The sequence below is a fragment of the Bacillus sp. FSL W8-0645 genome (assembly GCF_038007905.1).
Taxonomy (GTDB): Bacteria; Bacillota; Bacilli; order Bacillales; family Bacillaceae; genus Bacillus; species Bacillus pumilus.
Genome location: NZ_JBBOYC010000001.1, coordinates 1088759 through 1105471, shown reverse-complemented (window position 1 = coordinate 1105471; position 16713 = coordinate 1088759). Strand labels below are relative to the sequence as shown.

Here is a 16713-nt window from a genome sequence, read left to right as displayed (position 1 = left end):
ATACGGATAGTATGGGATGTATGGCTTCATAATATGTTTTATGGATTGACTACCAAAGAATTATATATCATTCTTTTGTTATACTATCAAGCAGGAGGCGGTTTAGATGAATGTCTATATGACTTATGGAACAGCAGATTTCTTGCATAAAATCGCAAAAAAACACGATCAGGAAAATCTGCTTTATATGGTCGGAAAAGAACAAGCAGCTCTTTTCCATGAGACGGAGGGTGAGACTGTTTTTAAAGCCCCTCATGCCTATGATGTGATTTATGCGAAAGGCGAGCTAGTCCAACCTGGCTTCGTCACCTTGAATCATATCCCTGTGAAGCTTGAAAGTAGAGCACTGTTTGAATCTACTTTTCAGAAGAAGACGAACATCTCAGAACATCAGCGGGGCTTCAAGGCTCTTCGAGTGTTAAGACCGAAAAAAGATGAAGAAGTGTATTTGATTATGACACTCTGGGAATCAGAGGACTTATTTGAAGACTTTCAAGAATCAGAAGCTTTCTTTCAGCCAAACGATGATACTGGCTCCATCTTCTCTCGTCCTGCTTATCTCACATCCTATCATGCCGTTACAGACAATTAAGGAAGTGCTGCTTTCAGTACTTCTTTTTTCATGAAAAAAAGCCCAATCGCTGGGCTCTTCAGATTGTTGACAAAGGGCTAAAATGATATTTATTTTAGCCCTTTGTCTTCTTTTCAGCGTGATAGAAAACCTTTGCAGTCTAGGAAGGACGAGCACCGGAGCGCAGACCTGACACCGAATGCGAGGGTTTGTCTACACGCTGAAAAGCTCAATCGCTGGGCTCTTCATTTTATCGTCGTGATGTCAGCTCGTACCGATGAATGATCGGCTGAAGTACATAGAAATTCAATAGGATCCATCCTAATAAGATCGGCCACTTCAACATAGGTGAAGCCCCTTTCAATTGAATGAGCATCACCAATAGCGGAATCAAACAGATCATGAAAAAACTCATTTTTGATACAATGGTTTCTTTGATTTGATGCCGACAGCTTGGACACATCATCATTTTCGTATGTGATAAATGAAACTTTTCAACGAAAGAAAACGCTTTTGAACAATTTGGACAGCTTCCCAATACAATTCCTCCCTTTCCCCGCTTCATAGCAACTTCGACTTTTATGTAAAATGACCTTTTGATGCGCAAACAACATCCTCTTCTGTTGAAAGATTCTAACAATTACCATACAATCAGTAAAAGAGCATGAAGGAGGTTTTCAAATCAATGACAATATCCACTTTACAAAACAGCATCAATGAACGTCTTGATGAACATTATGAGGAAATGGTTGAAATTAGACGCCATCTCCACATGAATCCTGAACTTTCTTTCCAGGAAGTAGAAACAGCCGCTTTCATCGCCAGCTACTATGACAGATTACATATACCAACACGTACACAGGTGGGCGGCCATGGTGTACTCGCCTTTATCGAAGGAGCTTCTTCGGGCCCGGCGATTGCCCTCAGGGCTGATTTCGATGCACTTCCTATCCATGATGAAAAGGAAGTGCCTTACAAATCGACAAAGCCCGGTGTGATGCATGCCTGCGGACACGATGGGCACACAGCGACACTACTTGTCTTAGCGAAAATTTTGAATGAGCACCGTGATCAATTAAAAGGGAAAATCGTCCTCATTCATCAGCACGCAGAAGAATATGCGCCAGGCGGTGCAAAACCAATGATTGAAGACGGCTGCTTAGACGGTGTCGATGTCATATTCGGGACGCACCTTTGGTCTCCAGAGCCTTGTGGCACGGTTCTTTATAAAAGCGGGAACTTTATGGCAGCTGCCGACCGCTTCTCTATCCGAGTTCAGGGGAAAGGCGGACACGGTGCCCAGCCTCACTTAACGAAAGATGCTGTACTCATCGGTTCACAAATCGTCGCAAACTTGCAGCAAGTCGTTGCCCGTAAAGTCAATCCAGTTGATTCTGCTGTTGTATCTGTTGGAGGTTTTGTGGCAGAGAATGCTTTTAACGTCATTGCAGATTCAGCAGTTTTAACTGGTACTGCACGATCCTTTGAAGAGAGTGCACGACACACCATCGAACGAGAAATTGAACAGGTCGTAAAAGGGGTGTGCGACATGCATGATGCAAGCTACACATATGAATATGTGAGAGGATACCCTGCTGTCAAAAATCATCCAAAGCCAACTGAATTTATTGCTGACATCGCAAAACAAACAGATGGTGTCACAGAAGTAATAGAAGCCGAAACCCAAATGGGCGGAGAAGATTTTGCTTACTACCTTCAGCATGTCCCTGGAACCTTCTTTTACACAGGCGCCATGCCGGAAAACAGCGAAGACACGTATCCCCATCACCACCCTAAGTTTGATATCAACGAAAAAGCAATGCCTATCGCAGCAAAGGTTCTCGCCCGTGCTGTCCTTTCCTACGATGAATAGAAAAAGCCGCTGGCAAACAGCGGCTTTTCAGCGTGTAGACAAACCCTCGCATTCGTTGTCAGGTCTGCGCGCTGGTGCTCAAGAATGTTCAATTCGCTCCGCGCCAGTGCTCGCCCTTCCTAGACTTCAAAGGTTTTCTATCACGCTGAAAAGAAGACAAAGTGCTAAAATAAACATCATTTTAGCACTTTGTCAACAATCTAAAAAGCCGCTGGCAACAGCGGCTTTTCTATTTCATTTCTTTCAACACCCGTAAGTGAAACACATGACGAGCGACATCTCCGAGCTGTCCTGTCAGATGATGATTTGCCACACCGCCAACAGCGGCTCCGACAATCGGCATTAATTGAAACAGCTTCACTAGGTCAATGTAATCTCGATACTCCTGCTGAAAGCTGTACCAATCCATTTTCTCACGGCTCGTTTCCCAATTATCAATGATGCTCATCATTTTTTGACGATGTGTACTGCCGGAAAAGGCGAGTTGAAATATACAGAGCAAAAAGAGTCTTTCCTCTTTTTGAGACAAATCAAAGCCATAAATACATGCCAGTTCATAAAGACATTTCATCTTGATGCTAAGCAACAGCGGAAAGTCTGCCATACCGAGCAAAATACCACCTGCACCTGTTCCAATTCCTTCGATCGCAGCTGCCTTTTGATAGTACTTCACTTTCTCCTTTGCGAGTTCATTTCGCTCAATGATGGATAATTGCTCATCAATGACTGAAAATGAAGTGAAGTGAGATCCTGATACGGTGGATTCAACCATTGTTTTGACCGCACTTGTGATGACTTGATGAAACCTGGCAGGGATTCGGCGGTTCACCTGCTGCTGAACTCCTTTTGAAAACCGTTCAACCTTTGAAGGTCTTCTTAAAAATCGTGTTTGAAAAAGAATGGCTTCTTCATATAACTCCCGTTCAGCTGCATTCATCCGGTCCCCTCCTTGATGTCATCATACGCTCGCTGTCAGAAACATATCTCTGCTTATCGCATCTTTTTTAATCGACTGAGTACGTAAGGCTTGAAGAGGACAAGCACAAATGCCAGTGAAATCAGAAGGGCAAGACCACTTCCCTGCCATCCTCCTGCCGGTAGTACTGAACAGCTCAGCAATATCGACTGGATGATGAGCACGTTACGGACGAGAACAAAAAAGCTTCGATCCTTTTCTTGCTGAGCAACAGGATAAAGTGCCTGTAATGAAAGATGGGCAAAGTGCTTCGTTAACGGCACAAGCTGGACACCTGTGATAAACACGGTGAACAAGACAAGCAATGCACCCACCCAGCCTGCTGCACCTGTATACAAAATAATCAGCACAAACACGGCAGTTAGCCTAAACACGAGACCAAAATAGTCATTTGATCGTAAAAATGCCCTCACATACATGTGAGAAAAAGTTTTACGCTGGTCATACGGAACAAACTGCAAAAGCCAGTCCATATAGGCTCTTCTTTTCACCTGTTTCTTTAAATGAGGCACATCTGTAAATAAATTGGCCAAACGATAAAAACGCTGTTTTCGTTTTAATTCGTCAGAAATATGCAATTCCCATTGAAAAGGCTGCTTTTTGACTGCATTGGTTAAGTAAACGAGATAGACACCATAGATGAGATAAAAAACGATTGCGATTGCATAAGATGCCTGTAAAACGGTATAGATTAAAATCATATTCAATAGAAAACGAAGGACTGCATCAAGCCACCTCATCTGTTTTCCTTGAAAATACGTCATTCTCCATTGAATCGCTGTATTCAGACCCTTGATCAAAATCATTTGCGCCAATATAAGCACATACATCTTGATGCCGCCTGAAGACACCGCCGAATAAAGCGGGAGTGCGACAATGGATACGGCAATGAGAGGAAACAGCTGAGAAATGAAGCTAAAGTTAAAAGCTTGTTTTAAATAAGGCTCCATCTTCCCTTCCAAAGGAAGCAAAAACACAAGATCTGCTTCTTTGATCAACGTCCGCACGTAAGAGCTTGTCAGCACCAATGAGAAAACAACTGCCATGACCCAGTAGGAAGGAAAATGACCTGGAATTTGTTTGAGCCAGTTACTATACCAGCTCGCTCCGCCTGCAAGGAAAAAAATGAGCACAATGACAAGATGATCATTGAACATGTATTTTAAATATTTTCTTGTATCTTGTATGTGTTCCGCTAACCGGGATTTCCAAATGCTTTGCGTCGTTTTACTCATAGCTTTCTTCCTTTGTTAATTCCAAATAAAGATCATCGAGTGTCGCATCTCTCATATTGAACTGTTCTCTCAGCTCTGTCAGTGTTCCTTTCGCTCTAATTTCCCCTTCGTGCAAAATAATAAAGGAATCACAATAGCGTTCTGCTGTCGCCAAGATATGCGTTGACATCAGGACACTAGCGCCGTTTTTCTTTGCAGCATTCATCCGTTCAAGCAGTGCATTAATCGCAAGAGGATCGAGCCCTAAGAACGGTTCATCGATGATATACAGTTCTGGTTCAACAAGAAACGCACACATAATCATGACCTTCTGCTTCATTCCTTTTGAAAAATGAGCAGGGAACCACTTCAAACGTTTCTCCATTCGAAATTCTTTCAGCAATGACGGCAGACGCTCATCTAATTGTTCTTTTGATAGTCCATAAGCCATCGCTGTCAGCTCTAAATGCTCTTTTAAAGTTAATTCTTCATATAATACAGGTGTTTCTGGAATAAATGTAAATTGCGAGCGATACGCCTCTTGATCATCTTGAAGGGTTCGTCCATTCAACTCAATGACACCTTTATGCGGTTTCATGAGTCCGATGATATGGCGAATGGTTGTGCTTTTCCCCGCCCCGTTTAAACCGATAAGACCGACGATTTGATTTCTTTCTAATTCAAATGAGATATTTTTTAGAACGGGATTCTTCGTATATCCACCCGTTACATCTTTTACAGTGAGAAGGGACATGAATTCGTTCCTTTCTTTCGTTTTTCCTTTATAGTAACAAAAACGAAAGGTAATTTGAAATGTTTACCTATAAACAAGTCATGAATAAAAAATAGGCATCTTGGTCATCATATTGTTTGTAGAAGAAATGAACTTGATGACCAATAAGTAAATGAGGTGTTTGTTAAAGGCAAAGAACCGCATGACAAGTTGGTTTTTCATCTAAAAACCTTAGCTTCTGTTTTGCTTCACTGATTCTTGATTTTTGTGTCCTATACAATATGTATACGACAAACCAAAACGTCAAATGAGGTGTTTACGGCAGAAATAGCAGGCATATGAATTCTTTATTTCAGTAAATAGAGAATTCAAAAGGCATATCGAATGAAAGCATCAGCATTTCTTCTGCAGGAGCAGGATGAGCGACCAAAGGAGTTCGCTTGTCCTGTTTTCTTTTTTGCTCATTTTTGTGATACGATGAAGGAAAATGATTGAGGAGTGACATGATGTGAGCGATTGTATTTTTTGCAAGATCATTGATGGAGACATTCCATGTGCAAAAGTATATGAAGACGAGCATGTATTGGCTTTTCTAGATATTAGCCAAGTAACAAAAGGGCATACCCTCGTAATCCCGAAAATACATAAAGAAAATATCTACGAAATGACACCAGAAGTGTCTAATCACTACTTCCAGGCGATTCCGAAAATTGCAAGAGCCATCAAACAGGAATTTGAACCCATTGGATTAAACCTTTTAAACAACAACGGCGAAAAAGCCGGACAATCTGTGTTCCATTACCACATGCATATCATTCCGCGCTACGGCAAAGGCGATGGCTTTGGTGCTGTATGGAAATCACATCAAGATCAATACACGTCAGAGGATTTAAAAGAGATTTCTTCTGCCATTCATACGCGGCTTACCTCATCTTAATAGATGAGGTTTTTCTCATTTCCACCCCTTTTTATCCCCTTCATTTCTTAATAGTAAGATATTTAGAACGATTCAAATTTTTTGTCCAATTGCTTCAAATTTGTGATAGGATGGTTTTATCTTTTGATCCATTAACGCGAGAAATAGGGAGAGATTGTGATGAAGCGAACGACGAATTTTAATGCTGGTCCGGCGGCACTGCCGCTAGAAGTGCTTGAAAAGGCACAGGAAGAACTTGTTGATTTTAAACAAACTGGAATGTCTGTGATGGAGCTGTCTCATCGCAGCGGTGAATATGAAGAAGTCCACAATAAAGCAAAAGCACTGTTGGTGGAACTGATGGACATTCCTGAAGATTACGAAGTCCTCTTTTTACAGGGCGGAGCTAGCCTTCAATTTGCGATGATTCCTATGAACTTCTTACATGAAGACGAAACGGCTCATTTCATTCAAACAGGCGCTTGGTCAGAAAAAGCATTATCAGAAGCAAAAGGGTTTGGTGAAACATCTGTGTTTGCTTCAAGTGAAGACGACAACTACTCGTATATTCCAGAAGTAGATGCCTCCGGTTTAACAGATGGCGCTTACTTACACATCACATCAAACAATACGATCTTCGGCACTCAGTGGAAAACGTTCCCTGGTACATCATTACCACTCATTGCGGATATGTCTAGTGATATTCTCAGCAAAAAAATCGATGTTTCTCAATTTGATCTCATTTATGCTGGGGCACAAAAAAACTTAGGGCCTTCTGGTATCACGATTGTGATCGCGCGCAAACGTTTATTAGAAAAAGAGAAAAGCAGCACACCGAAAATATTAAAATATTCAACACACGCAAAAGCTGGCTCTCTTTATCACACACCACCGACTTTTGCGATTTATATGCTGTCTCTTGTCCTTGAGCATGTCAAACAGGCTGGCGGCGTAGAAGCAGCGGAAAAACGCAATGAACAAAAAGCAGGCATTCTCTATGACACAATTGATCAAAGCGGCGGTTTTTACAAAGGACATGCGCGTGCTGACAGCCGGTCGCATATGAATGTCACATTTACCCTTCGTGATGATGCGCTCACTGCTTCCTTTGTAGAGAAAGCAAAGCAGGAACAAATGGTTGGACTTGCCGGCCACCGTTCTGTCGGTGGATGCAGAGCATCTATTTACAATGCGGTATCGATTGAAGACTGCCAAAAGCTTGCGGACTTTATGAAAAAGTTCCAGCAAGAAAATGAGTGAAAAAGCTTTTCTATAGAGAAATAAATTTGGTATAATAACGAGAAATATAAAGTGATGACTCTTGCAATAAATGATGAGCCATATTATTGGAGAGTTCTAAGAGCTTAGCAGAGGAGAGCATAGAAATGAAAACAAAAGAATTAGTTATTATGTCATTGCTTGCAGCAATGGGAGCTGTTTTGCATACGATTTTCCCGCCCATCTTTTTCGGAATGAAACCTGATATGATGCTGGTCATGATGTTTTTAAGCATCATCCTTTTCCCAAAGGTACAGCATGTAGTGGTTATTGCCCTCGTAACAGGCGCCATTTCTGCATTAACAACGGGTTTCCCAGGCGGACAAATTCCAAATATGATTGATAAACCAGTGACAGCCTTTATCTTCTTAGCCCTTTTCTTATCTTGCATGAAGATAAAGAACAAAGTAGTGCTGACCGCTGTATTAACTGCGATTGGAACCATCGTATCCGGCGTGATTTTCCTATCTGCCGCATTACTGATCACTGGACTGCCAGCTGCATTACCGGCACTTCTTGTAGGCGTCGTCCTGCCAGCAGCCGTGATTAATACCATTGCCATGGTATTTGTCTTCCCAATTGCTCAGTCCATTCTTAGACGTGCAAGAATGATAGAAGTTGCTTAACGAATAATCGAACCTCTTCATAATAGATGAAGAGGTTTTTTTCATGCTTTTATAAAAGAAAAAGGGTCAGCAGCAAAATGAGGAGCGAAATTCCTGCACCTGCCGCACACACAAGTGCTTTTTGCTTTAATACATGTTTTGGTGGATAAGACCCTGCATACCCCAGCTGTCTTGCATAATGAATAGAACCACCTGTAAAAACGACACCGATACACGTAAAAACGAACAGAAAGACAGACAACCTTCTCCCCTCCCTTTTCTTCAAAAGTATGCTAAAATAAAGCAAGCTATGTATGGAAGTTCAATGAAGCTGATCGTCAGCTCAGAGAGAACATGCGAATGTGTAAAATTTGACTAGAGGTGATTTGAATGGCTAGTGGACGTTCTTTATTAACAGGATTATTTGTAGGCGGTCTCCTCGGAGGTGCGGCAGTGCTCCTGACGACTCCCTCTTCTGGCAGAGATGTGCGCGGAAAGATGAAAGACGGCTATGACAAATTTGAAGATACGCTGACAAGATTAAAAAGAGATGGACAAGCTTTAAAAGAACAAATTGTTGAAACAGCAAAAGAAAGCGCAGAGGTCATTAAAGAAGTCGGAACTGAATTACAAACATCGATTCAGCAATGGCGTGAAGAAATCAAACCTCACCAGCAGGACTTGCAAAAGGAAATTCAGGAAATTGAGGAAAAACTCAAGCAATTGGAGAAAACCTTACAAAACTAATATACTCAAGAAAAAATATTCGTTTACAAAAGTGTGCGGGGTGCGTATCCCGCACTTTTTTTGTTGAAAAAAGGTTATTTTGTCAATGTTTTTCATGAGTTTTAAAAATTCTTGAATTTTCAGCTTTATTAATCTTTATTTTATTGGCATAATAGAATTACAAGAAAAAGAGAAGTAGGTGAAATGGATGAATCATTCGGAACAGCCTTTCGATGTAAAAGAAGCACTTTTATTCAGTCAAAGAATGGCCCAATTGAGCAAAGCTCTTTGGAAATCCATTGAAAAGGACTGGCAGCAGTGGATCAAACCGTATAACCTAAATATCAATGAACATCATATTTTGTGGATTGCGTATCAATTAAAAGGAGCTTCAATATCAGAAATTGCAAAGTTTGGCGTCATGCATGTATCAACGGCGTTTAACTTCTCCAAGAAACTCGAGGAACGAGGATTTTTAAAATTTTCTAAAAAGTTAAACGATAAACGCAATACGTATATTGAGCTAACGCCAAAAGGCGAAGAGACATTCCATAAACTACTCGAAGATTATGACCCGGCACGAACTGGTATTGTCAAAGGCGCACAGCCGCTTCATGACATTTACGGAAAGTTCCCTGAGATTTTAGAAATGATGTGTATTATCCGAAACATCTATGGTGAGGACTTCATGGAGATTTTTGAGAAATCGTTTTCAAACATTGAGAAGGACTTTTTGAATGAGCGAGGAAAAGTCACGAAAAAACCTGAGGAACTTGAAGACTCAGCTGATGCAGCAGAAAAAGCGGCTAATAAAGCAAATCAAATTGTTTAATGATCTTTATAAATTCATTCATCAACGGCTGAAACAGCCCTTGATCATGCAATGCAAATATCGTCTCATGCACATCCAGCTTTTCAATTAACTGTCCTGCAAAAAGCGCAAGCATATCGTCAAACATGACGTAGCCTTGTGCTTTTTGCTTGTCCATTTCCTCTGAAAGCTCAGCACAAATACGCTCAATTTCCTGCGCCTCTTCTTTCGATACCCGCTGCCTAATCAATAATGCATAATATGGATAACGGCTCATATCGGTCGCCGTCAGCAAAAGTTCCATATAATATTCGAGCTGGCTCATTCGTTCCTCAATACTCATGTACGTTCCCTCTTTCTCTTAGTCTTTCTATTCTAGCCGAAATTACTCATTGACGAAAGAGACGAACCTCCCTCTTCTGTCTTTTTTTCTTGAAAAATCCAAAGTTTCCTCTCTTTATTCCATATGAACACAACATTTTATTTTTTTTCATGAAAACCATTGATTTTTATCTTCAGGAAGAGTAAATTATCTTGAGATATTCAATTAGTTTTTTAAGATTGGAAGGATGAAAAATGAATTGTTGGAAGACCATTAATCTTGAAAAGGATTATGGTTATACAAGACTGCTGATTTCAGCCATCAGCCTTGCTATACTTTTTTTCATTACGGCTTTTTTATGTTTTCAACTGACTCATCCTGAAACGAGACTAAGCAGTCACAACGCACCGCTTTTTGCTATGCTTTTACTTGTGACATTGCTTGTCCACCGTGTGGTTCACTTGATCCCAGTGATGAAAAACAAGAAAAAAATGACGCTATTTAAACGAAATTGCTGGCAACGTGTACCAAAGAACATCATGCTTTATTCACTTCTCAGTCCATTTTGTGTGATTTCACCGGTTTACTTTGTGTTAGGTGTGGCGTTTCCAATGTATGCACACTATTTTATCATCATCGCAAGTATTCATGCAGGCTATTGTTTGCCTGACTTTTTATTTGCATGGAAACTGCTCAAAGCACCTAAATCCTGCATCATCGATCAAGCCCAAGACGAGTTTGATATTTTAGTTGACCAAACATCCTCATCATGAGGTTTTTAAAGCCAACTTCTATCTTTTTCATAAAAAATTTGGTAATGTAGTATGGGAATAGCATAGAGAGGGGGGATCTCCGATAGTTTTATTTTACTTCATCGTCTTTGCCGCGTTTATTGTGTATTCAATAAACAGGCTTACTAATACATTATGCCTTGTCAGAGAGATTCCTGAAGAACGGCAAGATAAGGTGTTTCGCTTTATCAATGTATCGATACTGATCTTACTGATCTCATCATTTGTTGAAATTACCATATCTATTTAAGATCAAAGCAAAAGCTGCCAGTTTGAGGGCAGCTTTTTGTGTATATTGATTAATTAGCAAATCCAAGATGCACCGATAATGATCAATAAGATGAATAACACGACGACTAGTGCAAAACCGCCAGCGAAGACTTCTCCTCCCATGTAAAAACACCTCCTGCCAGTTCTTCCTCTGTTCTAAGCTCAGTGTATGCTATAAAATTGAAAACGTTTAGGCACCTGTCATCGTTTGAAAAAAGAACCGCCCGCACGCATGGCAGGACGGCTCCTTTCTGTCACAGCGATTTAATTAGTAAAGATATGCTGCACCAACGATGATCAGCAAAATGAATAGCACGACCAATAAAGCAAACCCATTAGAATATCCTGCTCCCATATAATTCAGCCTCCTTTTTGTGATCACTATATGTGTATGTAGCGCGCAAATTTTTGACTAGACGAATGCCCTTCCATTTGCATTTCTTTTTACAGCGTGTCACAATATGTTATGATACAAGCAATGATAAATAAATTGGAAAGATTAGGAGTGTTTTTTGAATGAAAAAAATGGCTTTAGCAGCTGTAACAGCAGTTAGTGTTTTAACTCTTGGCGCATGCAGTAGTGGTGATAAAGATGTCATCGCAACAACAAAATCAGGAGATGTCACAAAAGAAGAGCTTTATACGACTCTTAAGAAACAAGCAGGTGGAGATGCTTTAAATCTACTTGTTCAACAAAAGGTTCTTGCTGACAAATACAAAGTATCTGATAAAGAAATTGATAAGAAAATGGAAGAATATAAAAAGACACTTGGTGAAGATCGTTTAAAACAACTTCAAGATGAATTCGGAAAAGATTACATCAAAGATCAAGTGAAATATGAGCTGCTGACTCAAAAGGCTGCCAAAGCTAACATCAAAATCACTGATAAAGAAGTAAAAGCGTATTACGATGACCTAAAAGGGAAAATCCGCGCAAGCCACATTTTAGTAGCTGATAAGAAAACAGCTGACGAAGTGGAAAAGAAATTAGATAAAGGTGAAAAATGGGATGCTGTTGTGTCTGAATATTCAACTGATACCGCTTCAGCTGCACAAGGCGGAGATGTAGGCTGGTTCGCAAAAGAAGGTCAAATGGACGAGAACTTCAGTAAAGCTGCATTTAAACTAAAAGTGAATGAAATCAGCAAACCAGTGAAATCACAATTCGGCTACCATATCATTAAAAAGACCGAAGAACGCGGTAAATACGATGACATGAAAGCAGACTTGAAAAAAGAACTACTTAATCAAAAACAAGCAGACACAAATGAAATCCAAACCATCTTAAACAAATTGGTGAAAGATGCAGATGTGAAAGTAAAAGATAAAGAGCTTGAAAACACGTTCAAAGAAAAATCTGAACAACCTGCACAAGATCAACAACCTGCACAAAATCAACAATCTCAACAAAACCAGTAATCGCAAAAAACCCCTCTGCCGTGATTGGGCAGTGGGGTTTTTATATCACCTGATTAAGCAATCGAGTGATCTTCATGTGCCGCCGTATCTTGGGATCTTTTCATTTGCTGCCCCTGACGTCTGCGCTCTCTTTCTTGCTCCATTCGCTCGATAAAAATTTCTCCTTCCTTTTCAATAAAGGATTGATCAATCTCTTGCTCCTCTTTGGCCGTTGTCATTAATTTATACGCACAGAAAATAATGCCAATGATACATGCATACACCCACCATGGAAAAAACAACATTTTTTCATCGCCTCCTTTTTTTCAGAACAGCTCTCTCTTCCCTTGTGTTACATGCTTATGCAAAAAGAAGACAAGTTATGAAAAAAACGCCCGCAGAAGCGGACGTTTTGACATGGTTATTCGTGAAAGGTTGGTTTATAAAATGAACGATTCTCTAGCGCAAAAATACGTTCTGTATATTCTCCTGGTTTCACATGCTCAAGCGCACGATCCATCATATTCATCTTCGCATCTAAATTATCAATATAGTGGAGAATTTCGGCTTCCTTCACCATTGGTGGTTTCGGGCTGCCCCACTCTCCTTTTCCATGATGACTCAGTACTAAGTGCTGTAAAATCAGAATTTCTTCTGAGTCAATACCAAGCTCTTCTGCAGCTTTCGCAATTTCTGTCACCATAATCGAAATATGACCGATTAAATTCCCTTCCACCGTATAGGTGGTTGAGACTGGGCCTGAAAGCTCTTTGACTTTTCCTAAATCATGAAGAATGATGCCTGAATATAAAAGATCTCGATCTAATGATGGATATAGATCAACAATCGATTTAGCCAAATGCAGCATGGACACTACGTGATAAGCAAGACCAGAGACAAATTCGTGATGGTTTTTTGTTGCTGCTGGATAGTCAGCGAATTCCTGTCCATATTTTTTCAGCAAATGCCTTGTGACACGCTGTAAATTAGGGTTTTTCATATCAAAGATATATTGCATAATCGTATCCATCATATCATGTTTTGGAATAGGAGCTGTTTCGAGAAAATCATCAATTCGAATTTGCTCATTTTCAGCAACAGGGCGTATATTCCTAAGTTTCAGCTGATTCCTCCCGCGATAATGATGAATATCGCCTACTACCTTCACAATGGTTTGCGCGGCATAGGTTTGTTCATCATTCTGCTTCGCATCCCATAGTTTCGCCTCAATATCTCCACTTTGATCTTGAAGAATTAACGTTAAAAATGGTTTGCCATTACTCGCAATCCCTTTAGTAGATGATTTAATTAATAAATGCAGGTCAACTTGTTCGCCGACATCATAGGTCATGATCCCTTTAGCCATTCAATAAAAGCTCCTTCCATGTTTCTGCTCATATAAGTATAACATAAGTCATTATTTGTCAATCATTCAACTGCTAAACTCGTAACCTGTCCATCTTCTGCCGCTTGCTTCATATGCTCATGACAGGTGAAATAAAACAGCTGTGTTTCAAAACGTGTGAGCTCGTTCATCATCTCCAGCACTCTGCCTAGACGAACGTGATCGAAATGAACAAAGCTGTCATCCATCATAAACGGAAGCTGACAATCTCGCTGATGAGACAAAGCAAGCGCAAAACGAATCGCCAGATAGATCTGTTCACACGTTGCCTGTGAAAGCTCCTCTGGACGGAATATTCGTCCATCCATTCTTTTCACCATGAGCAAGTCATCTTCAGGTGAAAATAAAATCGCTTCATAACGATCATTTGTTAACGGTTGAATAAAACTAGAGGCTGTTTGAAGCAATGCAGGCAGCCTTGTTTCTTTATGCTCATTCAATTTTTCTCGTATGACGGAGCGGACAAGCTGAATGGCCGCCCATTTTTTTGCGAGGTGCTTCGCATGCTCCTGCTCTGCGGCAAGCTGATGAGTCAATTCAGACACTGTTCCAGAAGCTTCTATTTGCCGGATTTCCACTGCTAGTTCTGCTAAACGCTTTTCCATATTCTCCGCATTCAATTGAACGTCATGAAGGTGCTGCTTTGCTTCTGCACACTCCTCCTCAAGGAGAGGTAGTCCTTTATGAACAATCCATTCCTCCTCATCAAAACAACCGCTTCTATGAAGCTCTTGATTCAGCTGCTGCAGCTCAGAAAGCCGTTCCCGGTATTCTTTCGATAGATGAGAAAGCACTTGGTAATCTTCTTTGGACTTTGCTTCTACTTGACGAAAAAGCTCGTCAGTTTGTTTTTCATAATATTGAATTTCACCTTCTAGTGTCGAGAGCTGCTGCATCGCATGTTGAATGGATACATGTAATGTCTGGCGTTCTTTTTCTCTTTTCGCCTCATCTTTCAATATCTCTTGAAAGGCTGAAATATTCTCCTGAATCGTTACTTCCTTTTTTTGACAAATACTACTTAACGCTGAAACCTTGCGCTCATAAACTGATTGCTTATCGGAGAGCATATCTATTTCACGCTGAAGCTCCTCATATGCCGCTGTATTCATTTTTAATTGTTTTAGAATATGGAAGGCCTCGACTAGGAAAGAAAGCTCTGACGACAAGCCAAGCTGTCTCTTCTTTTCCTCTACTTGCTGCTGGACAGGCTCTAGCTCTAGCTCCCAGTCTTCATATTGTCGGATGATTCTTTCGTACAGCAGCTCCTTCTGCCTCATAAGTGTTTCAGTTGAAGCTGCCTGCACTTGAAAGGAATCTAAGGCGTCTTCGCCACTTCTTTGTTTCATAGGGCTCATTTGACTGAATGAGTAAATGACAAAGAAGAGAAAAACAGAAAATCCCGCAAACAAGAACGTGATCCACCACTCTGTTAAAAAGAATAGAACAAACAGAAACACCACATCAAATGCGATCAAGCCTCGGAATAATGACGTCAGGGAATAAACCGGTTTCTTTTTCGATCTTGTCTCCTTCGCATCATCTTCTGCTCCGCGCAGTCTCACTTGTTGTTCCTTTAATCCTTTTAGCGCGGCTTCTGCTTCGTCCAGCTCATGTCTTGCGTGATCAAATCGTTCATCTAACTGCGCCTTTCTGTCCATGAGACGAACGTATTGAGTGACAGACTCCTTTAATTCCCACTCAAATTCAAGCGAATCGTCGATTTGTTCGAGCTTTATCGGGCGCTCCCACTTTAGCTTTGCTACCGCTTCGTCGATTTTTTGTTTCAATGAATCACGGTTTGCTCGACACTCTGCTATACGCTTTTTCACAAGCTCAGCATTAGATGCTTCATCTACGACTCGTTTCATTTCCATTAAGGTATCCTTGTCATAAAGCGGTTGAACTTGTACGAGTGAGGTTTGCAAATGATCTAACTTCTGTTTCAGTGCAGTCAATTGAGCCTTTTTCGGGTGAAGGTGTGATTCTAGTTTATCCAGCTCATGCTCTGTTTCTGCTCTAAAACGTTTGACCCGGTCTGGAAAGCGGGCTAATTCCTTTTTCAACTCCACTTTTTTCTCAATCATGGGATACACTTGAATGGATTCAGTCAGTTTCTGAAGGTGTTCTTCTGCTTGCTTCATTTCATTTTGAAGCTTTTCGATCGTCTCCGTTAATTCAGATTGCTCCCGTTTCTTTTCGGTATAGCTGCCTTCTACCAATCTCGCTTGTTTCAGCTGACCTGTCAGCTCTTTTAAATGACCAAGCTGCTGGTTTAATTCAGGCTTGCGGCCATTTGGTTTAAACAGCTGCTCCTGCTGCTTTAGCAGCCTGCTATCCATCTTGTTGGCTGCATCTGAGCCAAATAAACTTGAGAAAAGTAGAAATTCGCCTATTTGATCCTGATTTAAGGCTTGGACATTTTGCAGTCCGAACACATCAAATGAATAGATTGATTGATATAATCTGCGATCCGTTCCCTTTAAAAGTGTCTGTAGAAAAGCCTCGTCTTTCACTTCACCATTCGGTAAAAACACCTGTGCTTGACCACCGCGGTCGGATGTTCTCTCAATGTGAATAACGCCTAACTCGTCATCTTGGCAAGTGAGGGAACCACCATAAAAAGAACCCTGTTTCGTCTTGTACATCTTGTTTTTCGGAAAACCAAATAACATCGATTCAATAAACGTTTTCAATGTCGTTTTCCCCGATTCATTCAGGCCGTAAACTAGCTGAAAACCGTCATCAGAAAAGTGAAAGGTCCGATTTGAAAATTTCCCAAAATGGGCGATATGGAGTGAACGTATTTTCATTGTGCCTCTCC

General features: G+C 40.7%; 21 protein-coding genes. 10 read left to right on the top strand and 11 right to left on the bottom strand.

Annotated features, from left to right (window positions below; all coding sequences use genetic code 11):
- Positions 1 to 106: 106 nt before the first annotated feature.
- Positions 107 to 592 carry an antibiotic biosynthesis monooxygenase family protein gene (locus tag NST39_RS05500; RefSeq protein WP_217012976.1) on the top strand — a complete coding sequence of 162 codons (486 nt, stop codon included), beginning with the start codon at positions 107 to 109 and terminating at the stop codon, positions 590 to 592.
- Between the two features lie 229 nt (positions 593 to 821).
- Here the strand turns inward: NST39_RS05500 and NST39_RS05495 are convergent, their stop codons facing one another.
- A complete protein-coding gene (locus tag NST39_RS05495; RefSeq protein ID WP_341027426.1) occupies positions 822 to 1109 on the bottom strand; it encodes a hypothetical protein in 288 nt (95 codons plus the stop codon).
- A 147-nt stretch (positions 1110 to 1256) separates the two neighbouring features.
- On the opposite strand from NST39_RS05495, the gene NST39_RS05490 reads away from it, so the two are divergent.
- Positions 1257 to 2444 (top strand): M20 family metallopeptidase, encoded by a 1188-nt coding sequence (locus tag NST39_RS05490; protein WP_341027424.1) that lies wholly within the window; start codon positions 1257 to 1259, stop codon positions 2442 to 2444.
- Between the two features lie 229 nt (positions 2445 to 2673).
- Here the strand turns inward: NST39_RS05490 and NST39_RS05485 are convergent, their stop codons facing one another.
- From NST39_RS05485 to NST39_RS05475, 3 genes are read right to left on the bottom strand one after another with little or no spacing between them, the layout of a single operon-like run.
- Positions 2674 to 3381, bottom strand: a complete 708-nt coding sequence (locus NST39_RS05485) for an EcsC family protein (protein ID WP_044140689.1) — start codon at positions 3379 to 3381, stop codon at positions 2674 to 2676.
- Between the two features lie 53 nt (positions 3382 to 3434).
- Positions 3435 to 4655, bottom strand: coding sequence for an ABC transporter permease (locus tag NST39_RS05480; protein WP_341027422.1), 1221 nt, complete (start codon positions 4653 to 4655; stop codon positions 3435 to 3437).
- A complete protein-coding gene (locus NST39_RS05475; RefSeq protein WP_003212171.1) occupies positions 4648 to 5388 on the bottom strand; it encodes an ABC transporter ATP-binding protein in 741 nt (246 codons plus the stop codon). The genes NST39_RS05480 and NST39_RS05475 overlap by 8 nt, the downstream gene beginning before the upstream one ends.
- A gap of 487 nt (positions 5389 to 5875) precedes the next feature.
- Between NST39_RS05475 and NST39_RS05470 the strand changes: the two genes are divergently transcribed.
- The 3 genes from NST39_RS05470 (at position 5876) to NST39_RS05460 (ending at position 8187) form a co-directional block, all read left to right on the top strand.
- Positions 5876 to 6304: an HIT family protein gene (locus NST39_RS05470; RefSeq protein WP_003212458.1), complete on the top strand. Its 429-nt coding sequence runs from the start codon at positions 5876 to 5878 to the stop codon at positions 6302 to 6304.
- A 159-nt stretch (positions 6305 to 6463) separates the two neighbouring features.
- Positions 6464 to 7543, top strand: a complete 1080-nt coding sequence (gene serC, locus NST39_RS05465) for a 3-phosphoserine/phosphohydroxythreonine transaminase (RefSeq protein WP_341027420.1) — start codon at positions 6464 to 6466, stop codon at positions 7541 to 7543.
- A 125-nt stretch (positions 7544 to 7668) separates the two neighbouring features.
- Positions 7669 to 8187, top strand: a complete 519-nt coding sequence (locus tag NST39_RS05460) for a tryptophan transporter (RefSeq protein ID WP_003212065.1) — start codon at positions 7669 to 7671, stop codon at positions 8185 to 8187.
- 49 nt (positions 8188 to 8236) lie between these two features.
- On the opposite strand, the gene NST39_RS05455 is transcribed toward NST39_RS05460, so the two are convergent.
- Positions 8237 to 8428, bottom strand: a complete 192-nt coding sequence (locus NST39_RS05455; protein ID WP_003211362.1) for a hypothetical protein — start codon at positions 8426 to 8428, stop codon at positions 8237 to 8239.
- Between the two features lie 128 nt (positions 8429 to 8556).
- Between NST39_RS05455 and NST39_RS05450 the strand changes: the two genes are divergently transcribed.
- Together NST39_RS05450 and NST39_RS05445 are read left to right on the top strand one after the other, a co-directional pair.
- Positions 8557 to 8913: a YtxH domain-containing protein gene (locus NST39_RS05450; protein WP_007497160.1), complete on the top strand. Its 357-nt coding sequence runs from the start codon at positions 8557 to 8559 to the stop codon at positions 8911 to 8913.
- Positions 8914 to 9100: 187 nt separating this feature from the next.
- The gene (locus tag NST39_RS05445) at positions 9101 to 9724 is read left to right on the top strand and encodes an HTH-type transcriptional regulator Hpr (RefSeq protein WP_044140685.1); all 624 of its coding nucleotides are present in this window, start codon (positions 9101 to 9103) and stop codon (positions 9722 to 9724) included.
- Here the strand turns inward: NST39_RS05445 and NST39_RS05440 are convergent.
- A complete protein-coding gene (locus NST39_RS05440; protein WP_044140684.1) occupies positions 9699 to 10046 on the bottom strand; it encodes a YhaI family protein in 348 nt (115 codons plus the stop codon). The genes NST39_RS05445 and NST39_RS05440 overlap by 26 nt on opposite strands.
- Before the next feature lie 233 nt (positions 10047 to 10279).
- On the opposite strand from NST39_RS05440, the gene NST39_RS05435 reads away from it, so the two are divergent.
- Positions 10280 to 10798 carry a DUF3267 domain-containing protein gene (locus NST39_RS05435; protein WP_003210901.1) on the top strand — a complete coding sequence of 173 codons (519 nt, stop codon included), beginning with the start codon at positions 10280 to 10282 and terminating at the stop codon, positions 10796 to 10798.
- Between the two features lie 82 nt (positions 10799 to 10880).
- A complete protein-coding gene (locus NST39_RS05430; protein WP_072368131.1) occupies positions 10881 to 11066 on the top strand; it encodes a hypothetical protein in 186 nt (61 codons plus the stop codon).
- A gap of 53 nt (positions 11067 to 11119) precedes the next feature.
- On the opposite strand, the gene NST39_RS05425 is transcribed toward NST39_RS05430, so the two are convergent.
- Together NST39_RS05425 and NST39_RS05420 are read right to left on the bottom strand one after the other, a co-directional pair.
- Complete coding sequence (locus NST39_RS05425; protein ID WP_017360317.1) at positions 11120 to 11209, bottom strand: YjcZ family sporulation protein; 90 nt, start codon at positions 11207 to 11209, stop codon at positions 11120 to 11122.
- Between the two features lie 145 nt (positions 11210 to 11354).
- The gene (locus NST39_RS05420; RefSeq protein ID WP_008361129.1) at positions 11355 to 11441 is read right to left on the bottom strand and encodes a YjcZ family sporulation protein; all 87 of its coding nucleotides are present in this window, start codon (positions 11439 to 11441) and stop codon (positions 11355 to 11357) included.
- 161 nt (positions 11442 to 11602) lie between these two features.
- Between NST39_RS05420 and NST39_RS05415 the strand changes: the two genes are divergently transcribed.
- Entirely contained in the window at positions 11603 to 12505 is a 903-nt protein-coding gene (locus NST39_RS05415; RefSeq protein ID WP_044140682.1) for a peptidylprolyl isomerase, read from the top strand.
- Between the two features lie 53 nt (positions 12506 to 12558).
- Here NST39_RS05415 and NST39_RS05410 read toward each other — a convergent pair whose 3' ends face one another.
- From NST39_RS05410 to NST39_RS05400, 3 genes are all read right to left on the bottom strand, one after another.
- On the bottom strand, positions 12559 to 12789 hold the full coding sequence (locus NST39_RS05410) for a sporulation YhaL family protein (RefSeq protein WP_044140681.1): 231 nt from the start codon (positions 12787 to 12789) through the stop codon (positions 12559 to 12561).
- A 116-nt stretch (positions 12790 to 12905) separates the two neighbouring features.
- Positions 12906 to 13850 carry a 3'-5' exoribonuclease YhaM gene (gene yhaM / locus NST39_RS05405; protein ID WP_065098931.1) on the bottom strand — a complete coding sequence of 315 codons (945 nt, stop codon included), beginning with the start codon at positions 13848 to 13850 and terminating at the stop codon, positions 12906 to 12908.
- Between the two features lie 62 nt (positions 13851 to 13912).
- Positions 13913 to 16702, bottom strand: a complete 2790-nt coding sequence (locus tag NST39_RS05400) for an ATP-binding protein (RefSeq protein WP_341027417.1) — start codon at positions 16700 to 16702, stop codon at positions 13913 to 13915.
- Positions 16703 to 16713 lie beyond the last annotated feature (11 nt).